The following is a 14,030-nucleotide window of genomic DNA, read 5'->3' as shown; positions in this document are numbered from 1 at the left end:
CAAAAAAATGGTCGATGGACGGCGGGCGGTCGGCGGGTCAGCCGACGGAGCCCTCCATCTGCAGCTCGATCAGCCGGTTCAGCTCCAGCGCGTACTCCATCGGCAGCTCGCGCGCGATCGGCTCGACGAAGCCGCGGACGATCATCGCCATGGCCTCGAACTCGGTCATGCCGCGGCTCATCAGGTAGAAGAGCTGGTCCTCGCTGACCTTGGAGACGGTCGCCTCGTGGCCCATGGACACGTCGTCCTCGCGGACGTCCACGTAGGGGTAGGTGTCCGAGCGGGAGATGGTGTCGACCAGCAGCGCGTCGCAGAGCACGTTGGACTTGGCGCCCTTGGAGCCCTCGCCGATCTCGATCAGACCCCGGTAGGAGGTCCGGCCGCCGCCGCGCGCCACCGACTTGGAGACGATGTTGGAGGAGGTGTTCGGCGCCATGTGCACCATCTTGGCGCCGGCGTCCTGGTGCTGGCCCTCGCCCGCGAAGGCGATCGACAGGGTCTCGCCCTTGGCGTGCTCGCCCATCAGGTAGACGGCCGGGTACTTCATGGTGACCTTGGAGCCGATGTTGCCGTCCACCCACTCCATGGTCGCGCCCTCGTACGCCACGGCGCGCTTGGTGACCAGGTTGTAGACGTTGTTCGACCAGTTCTGGATGGTCGTGTAGCGGCAGCGGCCGCCCTTCTTGACGATGATCTCCACGACCGCGGAGTGCAGCGAGTCCGAGGAGTAGATCGGCGCGGTGCAGCCCTCGACGTAGTGGACGTAGGCGTCCTCGTCGACGATGATCAGCGTCCGCTCGAACTGGCCCATGTTCTCGGTGTTGATCCGGAAGTAGGCCTGGAGCGGGATGTCGACGTGGACACCCTTCGGCACGTAGATGAAGGAGCCGCCGGACCACACGGCCGTGTTCAGCGCGGCGAACTTGTTGTCACCGGTCGGGATGACGGTGCCGAAGTACTCGTGGAACAGGTCCGGGTGCTCCTTGAGCGCGGTGTCCGTGTCCAGGAAGATGACACCCTGCTCCTCCAGGTCCTCGCGGATCTGGTGGTAGACGACCTCGGACTCGTACTGGGCGGCGACACCGGCGACCAGGCGCTGCTTCTCCGCCTCCGGGATGCCCAGCTTGTCGTAGGTGGCCTTGATGTCCGCCGGCAGGTCCTCCCAGGACTCCGCCTGCTTCTCGGTGGAGCGGACGAAGTACTTGATGTTGTCGAAGTCGATGCCGGAGAGGTCGGAGCCCCAGGTCGGCATGGGCTTCTTGCCGAACAGCTTCAGGCCCTTGAGACGCAGGTTCAGCATCCACTCGGACTCGTTCTTCTTCGCCGAGATGTCGCGGACCACGTCCTCGCTGAGCCCACGCTTGGCCCCGGCGCCGGCGACGTCCGGGTCGGCCCAGCCGTACTCGTAGTTGCCCAGGCCGTCGAGCTCGGGGTGCGAAACGGTGTCAGTCATGCGAGCTTCCTAACGCGCGGACGCTGAATCATCGGTGGACGTACCGGCAGTCGGCGCGGCATCGGTGTCCCGGCCCGCGGCGGTGCGCAGGGCGGGCGACGATGCGGCACCGGGTGCCGGCACATAGGTCGTGCAGACCCCGTCGCCGTGGGCGATGGTGGCCAGCCGTTGCACATGGGTGCCCAGCAACTGGGAGAAGACCTCGGTCTCCGCCTCGCAGAGCTGCGGGAACTGCTCGGCGATGTGCGCGACCGGGCAGTGGTGCTGGCAGAGCTGCGCGCCCGCCGGGGCCTGGGCCGCGGCCGACGGGACCCGCCGCACCGTGGCAGCGTACCCGTCGGCACTGAGCGCCTGGGCCAGTGCCTCGGTGCGCTCGCCCGCTCCGGCGGAGCTGAGGGCCTCCCCGTACTTCTCCGCCTGCCGGCCGAACCGGGCCCGGGCGAAGGCGGCGACCGCCTCCTCCCCGGCCTTGCCGCCGCCGACCGCGTCGGAGATCCAGCGCAGGGCGTCGGCGGCGAGCTGGTCGTACGCCTGGTAGAAGGCGTCGCGACCGCCGTCGGTCAGGGCGAAGACCTTGGCCGGGCGGCCCCGGCCGCGGCTGCCGTAGACCCGCTGCTCGCGGGACTCGACCAGACCGGCGGCCGTCAGGCCGTCCAGGTGACGGCGGACGGCGGCGGTGGTCAGACCGAGCCTGCTGGCCAGGTCGGCGGCGGAGGAGGGGCCGTGGTCCAGGATCGACCGGGCGACCCGGTCCCGGGTGGCCCGATGGCCCTCCAGCAGCACCTCTGCCGCCGTCGCGGGCACGGCACAGCCGGGGGCCGACTCGGCCTCCTGCTGCGTGGAGTGCTCGCGCATGTTTTTCACAACACCAGTGTTGCGTAATTACTTCCGGCAGGACAAGCCGTGACCCACACCTCACCCGTGGCATCTGTCACGCAGGTTAGCCTTACCTGACCTGCGGAAATGATCACCAAACCCGGTGTCGGGGCCATCCGTTGGCCCCTCTTAGACTCACAGGCATGCAATCCGAACCCGCGGTCCAGATCACCGGGCTGGTCAAGCGCTACGGCGAGAAGACCGCGGTGGACGGTCTCGACCTGCGCATCGACCGGGGCACCGTCACCGCCGTGCTCGGCCCGAACGGCGCCGGCAAGACCACCACCGTCGAGACCTGCGAGGGCTACCGCCGCCCCGACGCCGGCACCGTCCGGGTCCTCGGCCTCGACCCGGTCGCGCAGAACGCCGAGCTGCGCCCCCGGATCGGCGTGATGCTCCAGTCCGGCGGCGTGTACGCGGGCGCCCGCGCCGTCGAGATGCTCCGGCACACCGCGAAGCTGCACGCCGACCCGCTGGACGTGGACGCGCTGGTCGAACGGCTCGGCCTGGGCTCCTGCGGCCGCACCACCTACCGCCGGCTCTCCGGCGGCCAGCAGCAGCGGCTCGCCCTGGCGATGGCCGTGGTCGGCCGCCCCGAACTGGTCTTCCTGGACGAGCCCACCGCCGGCCTCGACCCGCAGGCCCGCCGCGCCACCTGGGAGCTGGTCCGCGACCTGCGCCGGGACGGCGTCACCGTGGTCGTCACCACCCACCACATGGACGAGGCCGAGCAGCTCGCCGACCGGGTCGCGATCGTCGACCGCGGCCGGGTGATCGCCGGCGGCACCCCGGAGGAGCTGTGCCGCGGCGGCGCCGAGTCGAGCGTGCGCTTCGACGCCCCGCCCGGCCTCGACCTCACCACCCTGCTCAAGGAGCTGCCCGAGGGCGCCACCGCCGCCGAGCCCTCCCCCGGCAGCTACCGCGTCGAGGCCCCGGTCGACCCGCAGCTGCTCGCCGCCGTCACCGCCTGGTGCGCGGCCTCCGGCATCCTCCCGGAGCGGCTCGCGGTGCAGCGCCGCAGCCTCGAAGACGTCTTCCTCGACCTGACCGGACGGGACCTGCGCTCGTGACCGACTACTCCCCCCGTCCCGGAGCGGCGCCGGTCGGCCGGATGCTGCTCGCCCAGACGGCGTTCGAGACCCGGATGCTGCTGCGCAACGGCGAGCAGCTGCTGCTCACCGTGGTCATCCCGACGGTGCTGCTGGTGCTCTTCTCCGCGGTGGACATCGTCGCCGTCGAGGGGCCCGGAAAGCGGGTCGACTTCCTCGCGCCGGGACTGCTCGCGCTCGCCGTGATGTCGACCGCCTTCACCGGGCAGGCCATCGCCACCGGATTCGAACGCCGCTACGGCGTGCTGAAGCGGCTGGGCGCCAGCCCGCTGCCGCGCTGGGCGCTGCTGACCGCCAAGACCGGCTGCGTCCTGGTCACCGAGGCGCTCCAGGTGGCGCTGCTGTCGGTAATCGCGCTCGCCCTCGGCTGGTCGCCGCACGGCAACCCGCTCACCGTGGCCGCCCTGCTGGTGCTCGGTACCGCCGCCTTCTCCGGGCTCGGCCTGCTGATGGCCGGCACGCTGAAGGCGGAGGCCACGCTGGCGGCCGCCAACCTGGTCTTCGTCCTGCTGCTGCTCGCGGGCGGGGTGGTCGTGCCGCTGTCGAAGTTCCCGGCGGCGGCGCAGTCCGTCCTGGAGCTGCTGCCGATCGCCGCGCTCTCGGACGGCCTGCGCTCGGTGCTCCAGGACGGCGCCGGGGTGCCGTGGGCCGACCTCGGCCTGCTGGGCGGCTGGGCCGTCCTCGGCCTCGCCGCCGCCGCGCGCTTCTTCCGCTGGGAGTAGGCCCGCCCGGCCACGCGACACAACGCCGACGGCCCCCCGGTTCAGCTGAACCGGGGGCCGTCGGCGTCACTACCGCCTGGGTGCGCGCAGCGCCGTACCTCAGCCCTGGTCGCTGCCGCGACGGCGGCGGGCGAGCAGGACGAGCGCGCCGCCGAGGAGCACGACACCTCCGCCGACGGCCGCGATGACCGGGGTGGCGTCGCTGCTACCGGTCGCGGCGAGCGCCGGGCCGGCCGGGGTCGGCGAGGAGGTCTTGGGCGGAACGGGCGCCGCGGTCGACGGGCTGGACGTGGGCGTGGCCGGCCGGCTCGGCGTCACGGTCGGGGTGACCGGGGGCGGGGTCGGCGTCACCGTGGCGGTGGGGCTCGGCGTCGGCGTCACCGTCGCGGTGGGCGTCGGGGTGGGCGTCACCGTCGCCGTGGGGGTCGGCGTGGGCGTCGGGGTGACGGTCGGAGTGGGCGTCGGAGTGGGCGTCGGGGTCGCGCAGACCTCGATCGTCTTCGTCTCCGTCTTGTTCCAGTCCTGGTTCTTCGGGTCCTCGGTGGTGGTCACCACGAGCGTGGCCTTGATCGGCGCGCTGTGGTCCTTCACCGGGAAGGTCTGCTTGAAGGTCTTGCCGAACTCCTTCTGGTCCAGCACCTTCTCGCCGTCGACGGTCAGGCTGACGGCGTTCTTGACGCCGGTCTTGTCGCTGTAGTTGGCGAGGTCGATCACGATCTTGTCGCAGGTGACCTGCCAGGTCGGGACGTGGGCCGAGGCACTGGTCGCCAGCGCCACCGGCAGCAGGACGGCCGCCACGGCCGTTCCCGCGATCGCCGCACTGCCGAGGCCTATCTGCCGCCGCTGTCGCGCCATTTCGTAGTTCCCTCCGAACGGTCTTGTGCAGCAGGCGCATTGAGTGGAACAGCGGTGGCCCGCCACGACTGTCCGGGGGACTCTACCGGCAGCCCCCTGTCGCTCCACACCCCGCTGCACGTCCGGATTTCGACTTTCCGGTGACATTCGGATGTGCTTCGGCGGCCCCGCAGGCCCGTCAGCTCGGGCGACGCCGCTGCTGCCGACCCGAATGGACACCGTCAGGGTGGCCGAAAGACTGCACCCCTGATGATCATTTTCGATCATCAGGGGTGCCTGAAGGAGCAGAACGGGTCACGCGCCTTCCAATGGTGCGAAGCGGACCGCGACGGGTCAGACCAGGCCGGCCGCCTTGCGCCGACGCGCCACCAGGACCAGCGCGCCACCGGCGGCGAGGGCCAGGGCACCGGCGATCGTCAGCGGCACGACCGGACCGGAACCGGTGTGGGCGAGGCCGCCCTCGGTGACGGCACCGGCCGACGGGGACGCCGAGGCGCCCGGCACGGCCGCCGTGGCGGACGCGCTCGCGGACGGGCTCGCCGACCCGCTCGGCCTGGCGGTGGCCGGAACGGACGGGCTGCCCGAGGCGCTCGGGGTCACCGAGGGCGCCGGGGTGCCGGTCGTGCCGGGGGTGGTCGGCGGCGTGCTCGGGGTCCCGGTGGAGCCCGGCGTGCTCGGGGTGACGCTCGCCGACGGCGTACCGGTCGGCGGCACCACCGGCGGCGTGGTGGGCGGGGTGCTCGGCGTCACCGGCGGCGTCGTCGGGGGCGTGGTGGGCGGCGTGGTCGGCAGGCAGCCGGTGAACGGGTAGTGGTGCGTCTCCGCACCGCCCTTGCCGGTCAGCGACTTGACGATGACGGAGCCGTTCACCGGGGCCGCCGAACCGAGGTCGAGCGCCGCGTTCGGCGCCAGCACGGTGCCGGACCAGGCGGCCAGGCTGCTCTTGACCACCTTGGTGGCGGTCGGGAAGTTCCAGAGCAGCTTGGAGCGGACCGCCCCGCCGTGCGCGCTCTGCAGCTTGTCGTCCAGGACGTAGGCCTTCTTGCCCTCGTCCCAGAGGAAGAAGCCGGTGGTCTTCGCGGCCGCCATGTCGTAGGAGTCGCCGGTGACGGTGACCACGGTGACCGAGCCGGCCGGCACCTTCACATAGATCTCGGTGGCGCCCTGGAGGACGGCGGCGGAGACGGTGAAGCTGTTGAAGGCGGCGTCGCCACCGGTGAGGTAGAGCCCCTTGCCCTTGGCCTCGACCGTGGCACCGGCGGTCTGCGGCTGACCCGCGAGCGTGGTGGAGACGGCGCGCGCCCGGGCGAACTCGGCGGCGAAGTCGATCGGCGACTTGCCCTGGGCGATCGTGCCCTGGTGGGCCTGGACCACGGCGCCCTCGGCCTTCGAGCCGTAGACGCCGTTGCCCTTCATCACCTGGGTGTTGTGGCCGGTGATCTTGCCGGCGACGACCAGGGCGTTGCCGCCCGGCAGCGCCTTCACCTGCTCGGGGGTCAGCTCCTGTCCGACCGAGAAGCCGCCGGTGAAGTCGGCGTTGCCGCCGACCGCCACCGCACCCTCGGCGTCCGGCGTGTGGGTGTCGTCGCCCTCGACGAACTCCCCGTAGAGGTTGGCGACCCCGAGGCTCAGGCACTGGTTCGGGGCGGCTTGGGCGGCGGCCGGGGCGACGAGCCCGGCCAGAACGAGCGATCCGCCGAGCGCGAGCGCTGCGGCGGGAACGGATATGCGCATGTGCAGGATCTCCGCTTGCGTGCGGGGGTGTGGGAGGGGTCCTGAAAAAGGTATGGACCAAACCGCACTCTTTCGGCCATGTAGGCAATTGGTCAAGACCAATGACTGCATTGCCCGAATGATCCGCTTTGCCCCGCCATGCCCTCGGTGGTTTTGCCGCCAAGTCGACACCGGCCGCCCGGCGGGCACCCACCGACACCCGCGAAGGCCCGCCGACACCCGTCCGACCGACGCCCGAGCCCCCGCCCCAAGATCGGCTGTAAGGCCGCATACCATGGACGCCGTGCCTAACACCACCCCCTTCTCCCTGCTCGCCGAGCGCTGGCAGCCCTCCGCCGCCATGGTCAAGCGCGCCGCGTTCGCCGCGCTGGTGATGAGCGTGGTGATCGTCGTCACCGGCGGTGCCGTCCGCCTCACCGCCTCCGGCCTCGGCTGCACCACCTGGCCGAGGTGCACCGACGAGAGCCTCACCCCGACCGCCGAGATGGGCTTCCACGGCGTCGTGGAGTTCACCAACCGGATGCTCACCTACGTGCTGAGCGCCGCCGTCGGCTGGGCGATCGTCGCCGCGCGCTGCGCCCGGCCCCGTCGGCGCGGCCTGACCAAGCTCGGCTGGGCCCAGTTCTGGCTGGTGATGAGCAACGCCGTGCTCGGCGGCATCACCGTGCTGACCGGCCTCAACCCGTACACGGTGGCACTGCACCTGATCGCCGCGATGGCCCTGGTCTGGGTCGCGACCCAGATGTGGGAGCGGTCCAAGGAGGGCGACGGCCCGGCCCGCCCGCTGGTGGCCGAGCCGATCAAGCGGCTCTCCTACGCCCTGGTCGGCGTGATCGGCCTGCTGGTGGCCGTCGGCACCCTGGTCACCGGCGCCGGCCACCACCCCGGGACCCCCAAGGACAACAAGATGGTCCCGCGGATCCCGCTGGACTACGACCGCCTCGCCCAGGCCCACGCCGACCTGGCGTTCCTCTCGATCGGCCTCTCGATCGCGGTGGTCTTCGTGTTCGCCGCCGTCAAGGCCCCGCCGGCCGCCCGGGCCCGGGCCCGCGAGCTGCTGGTCGGCCTGCTGCTCCAGGGCGTGATCGGCTTCGTCCAGTACTTCACCGACGTCCCGGAGCTCCTGGTCGGCCTGCACATGCTGGGCGCCACCCTGATCTGGATCGCCGCCCTGCGCATCCCGCTCGCCCTCCGCACCCGCGAGGACACCCCGGCCCCGGCCGCGCCCCCCACCCGGACCCCCCAGCCCGCGACCGCCTGACCCCGGCACCCCGCGAGCCACGCAGCACGCAGCAGGGCCCCGGTCTCCTGGAGACCGGGGCCCTGACCGTCTGCGACGCGGCGGGGTCAGCCGCCGATCTGGATGCCGGCCATCCGCTTCCACTCGTACGCGCCGGTGCGCACCTTCAGGCCGAGTTCGCCCTCGAAGTTGTCGTGCAGGGTGACCCCGGCCAGTTCGGCGGCCCGGCGGCCGACCGCGTAGCTGGGCGCGACCTGGTCGCCCCAGGCGCCGTCGGCGCCGACCACGACGATCCGGGTGGCGACCGCGCCGACGTACTCGACGACGCCGTCGGCGCTGCCGCCGTGCGCCGCGGCGAAGGCGGTCAGGTGCTTGGCGATGCGCTTGGCACGGCGCTCGGCACGGGCGTCCGGCGCGGCGGGGGTGGCGGTCTCTGCGCTGCTCATGCCCGCATGCTACCGAGCGGTAGGAGGGCTGGCGACGGGAGCGCCGTGTGCACCGGGCCACATACTGGTGGGGTGACCTTCGACGGCTGGCCGGCCGAGGCGCTCGACTTCTACGAGCACCTCGAGGCCGACAACTCCAAGACCTTCTGGCAGTCCCACAAGGACCGGTACGAGCAGGCCGTCCGGGAGCCGATGGAACGGCTGCTGGACGAGCTGGAGCCCGAGTTCGGGCCGGGCAGGATCTTCCGGCCCAACCGCGACGTGCGGTTCAGCGCCGACAAGTCCCCGTACAAGACGCACATCGGCGCCCATCTGGCGGCCGGCGGCTACGTCCAGCTCTCCGCCGACGGCCTGGCCTGCGGCAACGGGCTGTACCGGCTCGCGCCCGACCAGCTGGACCGCTACCGGGCCTCGGTCGCCGAGGACGTCTCCGGCGCCGAGCTGGAGCGGGTGGCCGCCCGGGTCCGCCGGGCCGGCCCCGAGGTGGTCGGCCGGGACTCCCTGAAGTCCGCCCCGCGCGGCTACCCCAAGGACCACCCGCGGATCGAACTGCTCCGCCACAAGGGCCTGATCGCCTGGCAGGAGTGGGCCCCCGAGCCCTGGCTGGGCACCCGCGCCGCGTACGAGCGGATCACCGGCTTCCTGCGCGCCTCGCAGCCGCTCAAGGACTGGCTGGACGGCCATGTCGGCCCCTCCGAGCTGCCCGACCGCTAGGGCCTGTCCGCCCCGCCGCCAGGAACGCGAAGGGCCCCGGTCGACTCGACCGGGGCCCTTCCTCACGTCTGCGTCACCGCGTCACTTCACGAACGGGTCCACCGCGATCACCACGAACAGCAGCGTCAGATAGGTGATCGACCAGTGGAACAGCCGCATCTCCTTCAGCTTGGCGCCGACCACACCGGACTTCGCCCGCCCGTACAGCGCGTGCGCCTCCTTCAGCCAGAACGCGCCCAGCACCACCGCGGCGGTCGGGTACAGCCAGCTGGTGTCGGCCAGCGGCCACAGCAGCATCGAGACCGCCACCATCACCCAGGAGTAGGCGACGATCTGCTTGGCCACCGCCAGGTTGCCCTTGATCACCGGCAGCATCGGCACCCCGGCCCGGGCGTAGTCCTCACGGACCTTCATCGACAGCGGCCAGTAGTGCGGCGGCGTCCAGAAGAAGATCACCAGGAACAGCACCAGCGCCGACCAGGAGAGCGAATTGGTGATCGCCGCCCAGCCGACGAAGACCGGCATGCAGCCGGCGATGCCGCCCCAGACGATGTTCTGCGCGGTGCGGCGCTTCAGCCCCAGCGTGTAGACGAACACATAGAAGAGGAGCGCGCCCAGCGCCAGCGCCGAGGACAGCCAGTTGACCAGGACGCCCAGCCAGACCGTCGACAGGACGCCGAGCGCGATGCCGAACACCAGCGCCTCGCGCGGCGACACCATGCCGGTGACGATCGGCCGGCGCTCGGTGCGGGACATCACCGCGTCGATGTCGCGGTCGATGTACATGTTGAGGGCGTTGGCGCCACCCGCCGAGAGGTAACCGCCGATGACCACCTCCAGCACCAGCAGGAGGTTCGGCACCCCGCGCTCCGCCAGGAACATCACCGGCACCGTGGTGATCAGCAGCAGCTCGATGATCCGCGGTTTGGTCAGTGCGACGAAGGCGCCGACACGGGCCCCGAACGGCCGGTGCGCAGGCGTCGCCCCGGTGACCCCGGCGGGACGGGATTCGACGGCGGTCACTAACACCCCAACTGAAGATGAATCCTCACAGGCGGCCACCGGAACGTTGTTCCCGAATCGTCCGCTCTGCGCGTACCACGCCACCTTAGACGCTCCATATCTCCCCACCGGCCCCGGGGTGCCCCGGCGGGGCGGAACGCACACCCCCGGGTGAACCCCCGCCGCCCCGACCAGGAACGTTGTCCCCGACGCCGCTCCCGGACCCACCCGGACCCCCGGTCCCCCGTCCCGCGCGCCGGAGAGGCGAACCGGACGGATCCGGGCGAGGGTGGACAAAGGGACCGGACCTCAGGTCGCACGGTCGTCCACGAAATGTCCGGGGAATGACTGCCAACATGCCAGGGTTCTCCCACCACGGAGGGTGAGCCCCAGGCCGGACGGTAGGCTCGCCCACAGAAGCGGGATCTACCCTCCGTGACCGGCACCACCCAGCGTCCGGCCCCAGCGACGTGGCCGACCCGGTCCCTCACGGGGTCACTCTTCAACATGGAAGGAGCCCTGAGACAGGGTGAGCACGACGCCGAATGCATTCGAGTGGTCGGACCTCGACGACCGGACCGTCGACACGGCCCGGGTCCTGGCGATGGACGCGGTTCAGAAGGTCGGCAACGGACACCCGGGGACGGCCATGTCGCTGGCCCCCGCCGCCTACCTGATCTTCCAGCGCTTCCTGCGCCACGACCCGACCGACCCGGCCTGGGCCGGCCGTGACCGGTTCGTCCTCTCCCCCGGGCACACCAGTCTGACGCTCTACACCCAGCTCTACTTCTCCGGCTACGGCCTGGAGCTCGACGACCTCAAGGCCTTCCGGGTCGCCGGCAGCCGTACCCCCGGTCACCCCGAGCACGGCCACACCGCCGGCGTCGAGACCACCACCGGCCCGCTCGGCCAGGGCATCGCCAACGCCGTGGGCATGGCGATGGCCGCCCGCTACGAGCGCGGCCTGTTCGACCCGGACGCCGCGGCCGGCGAGTCGCCGTTCGACCACACAGTCTGGGCCATCGTCTCCGACGGCGACCTGGAGGAGGGCATCTCCGCCGAGGCCTCCTCGCTCGCCGGCCACCAGAAGCTCGGCAACCTGGTCGCGCTCTACGACGACAACCACATCTCGATCGAGGGCGACACCGAGACCGCCTTCTCCGAGGACGTCCTCAAGCGCTACGAGGCGTACGGCTGGCACGTCCAGCGCGTGACGCCGAAGTCCAACGGCGACATCGACGTCGCGGCGCTCGCCGAGGCCCTGGCCGCGGCCAAGGCCGAGACCTCCCGCCCGTCGATGATCGCTATGCGCACGATCATCGCCTGGCCGGCCCCGGACGCCCAGAACACCGCCAAGGCCCACGGCTCCGCGCTCGGCGCCGCCGAGATCGCCGCCACCAAGAAGGTCCTGGGCTTCGACCCGGAGAAGTCCTTCGAGGTCAGCGACCAGGTCATCGAGCACGCCCGACTGGTCGTCAAGCGCGGCAAGGCCGCCCGCGGCGAGTGGGAGAAGTCCTTCGACGCCTGGCGCGCCGCCAACCCGCACCGCGCCGCCGAGTTCGACCGCATCACGGCCGGCGAGCTGCCCGAGGGCTGGAAGAAGGCCGTCCCGGTCTTCGAGGCCGGCAAGGCCGTCGCCACCCGCAAGGCCAGCGGCGAGACCCTGAAGGCCCTCGGCGCGGTGATCCCGGAGCTGTGGGGCGGCTCGGCCGACCTCGCCGAGTCCAACCTCACCACCATCGAGGAGGACAGCTCCTTCCTCCCCGAGGGCAACCCGCTGAAGTCGGCCGGCCCCTACGGCCGGACCATCCACTTCGGCATCCGCGAGCACGCCATGGGCTCCACCATGAACGGCATCGCGCTGCACGGGAAGACCCGCGTCTTCGGCGGCACCTTCCTGGTCTTCGCCGACTACATGCGCCCCGCCGTCCGCCTGGCCGCCCTGATGAAGCTGCCGGTCACCTACGTGTGGACGCACGACTCCATCGGCCTCGGCGAGGACGGCCCGACCCACCAGCCGGTCGAGCACCTGGCCTCGCTGCGCGCCATCCCGGGCCTGGCCATGGTCCGCCCGGCCGACGCCAACGAGACCGCCGTCGCCTGGCGCACCGTCCTGGAGCGCCAGACCACCCACCCCGGCCCGGTCGGCCTGGCGCTCACCCGCCAGAACGTCCCGACCTTCGACCGCACGGTGTACGGCTCCGCCGAGGGCACCGCGAAGGGCGGCTACATCCTGGCCGAGGCCTCCAGCGGCACCCCGCAGGTGATCCTGCTCGGCACCGGCTCCGAGGTCCAGCTGGCCGTCAAGGCCCGCGAGGTCCTGGAGGCCGAGGGCATCGCCACCCGCGTCGTCTCGATCCCGTCCTTCGAGTGGTTCCAGGAGCAGGACCAGGCCTACCGCGACAGCGTGCTGCCGCCGTCGGTCAAGGCCCGCGTCTCGGTCGAGGCCGGCATCGCCCAGGGCTGGCGCGAGCTGGTCGGCGACCACGGCCGGATCGTCTCGCTGGAGCACTTCGGCGCCTCCGCCGACTACCAGGTGCTGTTCGAGGAGTTCGGCATCACCGCCGAGCGCGTCGTCGCCGAGGCCCACAACGCCCTGCGTTCGCTCGAGGCCGTCAACCGCTAGCGGTACCGGGCCGGGGCGCCGACCGCACATCGGCTCCCCGGCCCGCCCCACACACCCCACAGCAGCAAAAGACGTAAGGACTGAAGCACCATGACCGACGCACTGAAGCGCCTCAGCGACGAAGGCGTGGCGATCTGGCTGGACGACCTCAGCCGCAAGCGGCTGAACAGCGGCAACCTCGCCGAGCTGGTGCAGCACAAGCACGTGGTGGGCGTGACCACCAACCCCACCATCTTCCAGAAGGCCATCGGCGGCGGCGACAGCTCCTACGACGGCCAGCTGAAGGACCTCGCCGTCCGCAAGGTCACCACGGACGAGGCCGTCCGCATGATCACCACCTCGGACGTCCGGGACGCCGCCGACGTGCTGCGCCCGGTCTACGACGCCTCCAACGGCCGCGACGGCCGGGTGTCGATCGAGGTCGACCCGCGGCTGGCCCACGAGACCGCCGCCACGGTGGCCGAGGCCAAGCAGCTGTGGTGGCTGGTCGACCGCCCGAACGTCTTCATCAAGATCCCCGCCACCAAGGCCGGTCTGCCCGCGATCGCCGAGGTCATCGGCAAGGGCATCAGCGTCAACGTCACGCTGATCTTCTCGCTGGAGCGCTACAAGGCCGTCATGGACGCCTACCTGACCGGCCTGGAGGCCGCCAAGGCCAAGGGCCTGGACCTCTCCCAGATCGAGTCGGTCGCCTCCTTCTTCGTGTCCCGCGTGGACACCGAGATCGACAAGCGCCTGGAGAAGATCGGCGGCGACGCCAAGGACCTCCGCTCCAAGGCCGCGCTGGCCAACGCCCGCCTCGCCTACCAGGCGTACGAGGAGGTCTTCGGCAGCGTGGACGGCAAGAGCGCCGGCAACGCCCGCTGGGTCGCCCTGGAGGCCGCCGGCGCCAAGCCGCAGCGTCCGCTCTGGGCCTCCACCGGCGTCAAGGACCCGGCGCTGCCGGACACCCTCTACGTCACCGAGCTGGTCGCCCCCGGCACCGTCAACACGATGCCCGAGGCCACCCTGGACGCCACCGACGACCACGGCGTGGTCACCGGCGGCACCATCGTCCCCAACTACGCCGATGCCAAGGCCGTGATGGACGCCATCGCCGCCGCGGGCGTCGACTACGACGACGTCGTCCAGGTGCTGGAGGACGAGGGCGTCGAGAAGTTCGAGCAGTCCTGGAACGAGCTGCTCGACACCGTCACCGCCTCGCTCGCCTCCTTCGCCGACGAGAAGTGACCCCCTGCGAACGGCGCACGAAA

Annotated in this window: 12 protein-coding genes; 6 read left to right on the top strand and 6 right to left on the bottom strand. The window is 71.5% G+C overall.

Annotated features, from left to right (window positions below; translation table 11 throughout):
• Nucleotides 1-37: 37 nt before the first annotated feature.
• Both sufB and ACW14Y_RS28995 read right to left on the bottom strand, forming a co-directional pair.
• Nucleotides 38-1,453 carry a Fe-S cluster assembly protein SufB gene (gene sufB, locus ACW14Y_RS29000; RefSeq protein ID WP_380311981.1) on the bottom strand — a complete coding sequence of 472 codons (1,416 nt, stop codon included), beginning with the start codon at nt 1,451-1,453 and terminating at the stop codon, nt 38-40.
• 9 nt (nt 1,454-1,462) lie between these two features.
• Nucleotides 1,463-2,308, bottom strand: a complete 846-nt coding sequence (locus ACW14Y_RS28995) for a helix-turn-helix transcriptional regulator (protein ID WP_380311984.1) — start codon at nt 2,306-2,308, stop codon at nt 1,463-1,465.
• A gap of 164 nt (nt 2,309-2,472) precedes the next feature.
• Here ACW14Y_RS28995 and ACW14Y_RS28990 point away from each other — a divergent pair, with 164 nt between their 5' ends.
• Both ACW14Y_RS28990 and ACW14Y_RS28985 read left to right on the top strand, forming a co-directional pair.
• Nucleotides 2,473-3,399, top strand: coding sequence for an ABC transporter ATP-binding protein (locus ACW14Y_RS28990; protein WP_380311986.1), 927 nt, complete (start codon nt 2,473-2,475; stop codon nt 3,397-3,399).
• Between the two features lie 41 nt (nt 3,400-3,440).
• Nucleotides 3,441-4,160, top strand: a complete 720-nt coding sequence (locus tag ACW14Y_RS28985; RefSeq protein ID WP_266315769.1) for an ABC transporter permease — start codon at nt 3,441-3,443, stop codon at nt 4,158-4,160.
• 99 nt (nt 4,161-4,259) lie between these two features.
• Here ACW14Y_RS28985 and ACW14Y_RS28980 read toward each other — a convergent pair whose 3' ends face one another.
• Together ACW14Y_RS28980 and ACW14Y_RS28975 are read right to left on the bottom strand one after the other, a co-directional pair.
• The gene (locus ACW14Y_RS28980) at nt 4,260-5,015 is read right to left on the bottom strand and encodes an LAETG motif-containing sortase-dependent surface protein (protein ID WP_380308067.1); all 756 of its coding nucleotides are present in this window, start codon (nt 5,013-5,015) and stop codon (nt 4,260-4,262) included.
• Nucleotides 5,016-5,348: 333 nt separating this feature from the next.
• Nucleotides 5,349-6,749: a choice-of-anchor A family protein gene (locus ACW14Y_RS28975; protein ID WP_456983847.1), complete on the bottom strand. Its 1,401-nt coding sequence runs from the start codon at nt 6,747-6,749 to the stop codon at nt 5,349-5,351.
• A gap of 274 nt (nt 6,750-7,023) precedes the next feature.
• Here ACW14Y_RS28975 and ACW14Y_RS28970 point away from each other — a divergent pair, with 274 nt between their 5' ends.
• Nucleotides 7,024-8,010 carry a COX15/CtaA family protein gene (locus ACW14Y_RS28970; RefSeq protein WP_456983846.1) on the top strand — a complete coding sequence of 329 codons (987 nt, stop codon included), beginning with the start codon at nt 7,024-7,026 and terminating at the stop codon, nt 8,008-8,010.
• A gap of 86 nt (nt 8,011-8,096) precedes the next feature.
• Here ACW14Y_RS28970 and ACW14Y_RS28965 read toward each other — a convergent pair whose 3' ends face one another.
• Nucleotides 8,097-8,435: a hypothetical protein gene (locus ACW14Y_RS28965; protein WP_327074319.1), complete on the bottom strand. Its 339-nt coding sequence runs from the start codon at nt 8,433-8,435 to the stop codon at nt 8,097-8,099.
• A gap of 72 nt (nt 8,436-8,507) precedes the next feature.
• Here ACW14Y_RS28965 and ACW14Y_RS28960 point away from each other — a divergent pair, with 72 nt between their 5' ends.
• A complete protein-coding gene (locus tag ACW14Y_RS28960; protein ID WP_456983844.1) occupies nt 8,508-9,149 on the top strand; it encodes a DUF2461 domain-containing protein in 642 nt (213 codons plus the stop codon).
• Nucleotides 9,150-9,230: 81 nt separating this feature from the next.
• Here ACW14Y_RS28960 and ACW14Y_RS28955 read toward each other — a convergent pair whose 3' ends face one another.
• The gene (locus ACW14Y_RS28955; protein ID WP_380308061.1) at nt 9,231-10,172 is read right to left on the bottom strand and encodes a heme o synthase; all 942 of its coding nucleotides are present in this window, start codon (nt 10,170-10,172) and stop codon (nt 9,231-9,233) included.
• A gap of 508 nt (nt 10,173-10,680) precedes the next feature.
• Between ACW14Y_RS28955 and tkt the strand changes: the two genes are divergently transcribed.
• Together tkt and tal are read left to right on the top strand one after the other, a co-directional pair.
• Nucleotides 10,681-12,777 (top strand): transketolase, encoded by a 2,097-nt coding sequence (gene tkt, locus ACW14Y_RS28950; protein WP_380308059.1) that lies wholly within the window; start codon nt 10,681-10,683, stop codon nt 12,775-12,777.
• 90 nt (nt 12,778-12,867) lie between these two features.
• Entirely contained in the window at nt 12,868-14,007 is a 1,140-nt protein-coding gene (gene tal / locus ACW14Y_RS28945; protein WP_375979951.1) for a transaldolase, read from the top strand.
• Nucleotides 14,008-14,030 lie beyond the last annotated feature (23 nt).

This window comes from Kitasatospora sp. cg17-2 (assembly GCF_054031055.1).
Note: the sequence above shows the minus strand (reverse complement) of the source record. Positions and strands in the feature narration are given on the sequence as shown.

Coding starts and splice junctions, on each gene's coding strand:
- sufB (WP_380311981.1), bottom strand. CDS start 1,453: ATGACTGACACCGTTTCGCACCCCGAGCTCGACGGCCTGGGCAACTAC.
- ACW14Y_RS28995 (WP_380311984.1), bottom strand. CDS start 2,308: ATGCGCGAGCACTCCACGCAGCAGGAGGCCGAGTCGGCCCCCGGCTGT.
- ACW14Y_RS28990 (WP_380311986.1), top strand. CDS start 2,473: ATGCAATCCGAACCCGCGGTCCAGATCACCGGGCTGGTCAAGCGCTAC.
- ACW14Y_RS28985 (WP_266315769.1), top strand. CDS start 3,441: ATGCTGCTCGCCCAGACGGCGTTCGAGACCCGGATGCTGCTGCGCAAC.
- ACW14Y_RS28980 (WP_380308067.1), bottom strand. CDS start 5,015: ATGGCGCGACAGCGGCGGCAGATAGGCCTCGGCAGTGCGGCGATCGCG.
- ACW14Y_RS28975 (WP_456983847.1), bottom strand. CDS start 6,749: ATGCGCATATCCGTTCCCGCCGCAGCGCTCGCGCTCGGCGGATCGCTC.
- ACW14Y_RS28970 (WP_456983846.1), top strand. CDS start 7,024: ATGGACGCCGTGCCTAACACCACCCCCTTCTCCCTGCTCGCCGAGCGC.
- ACW14Y_RS28965 (WP_327074319.1), bottom strand. CDS start 8,435: ATGAGCAGCGCAGAGACCGCCACCCCCGCCGCGCCGGACGCCCGTGCC.
- tal (WP_375979951.1), top strand. CDS start 12,868: ATGACCGACGCACTGAAGCGCCTCAGCGACGAAGGCGTGGCGATCTGG.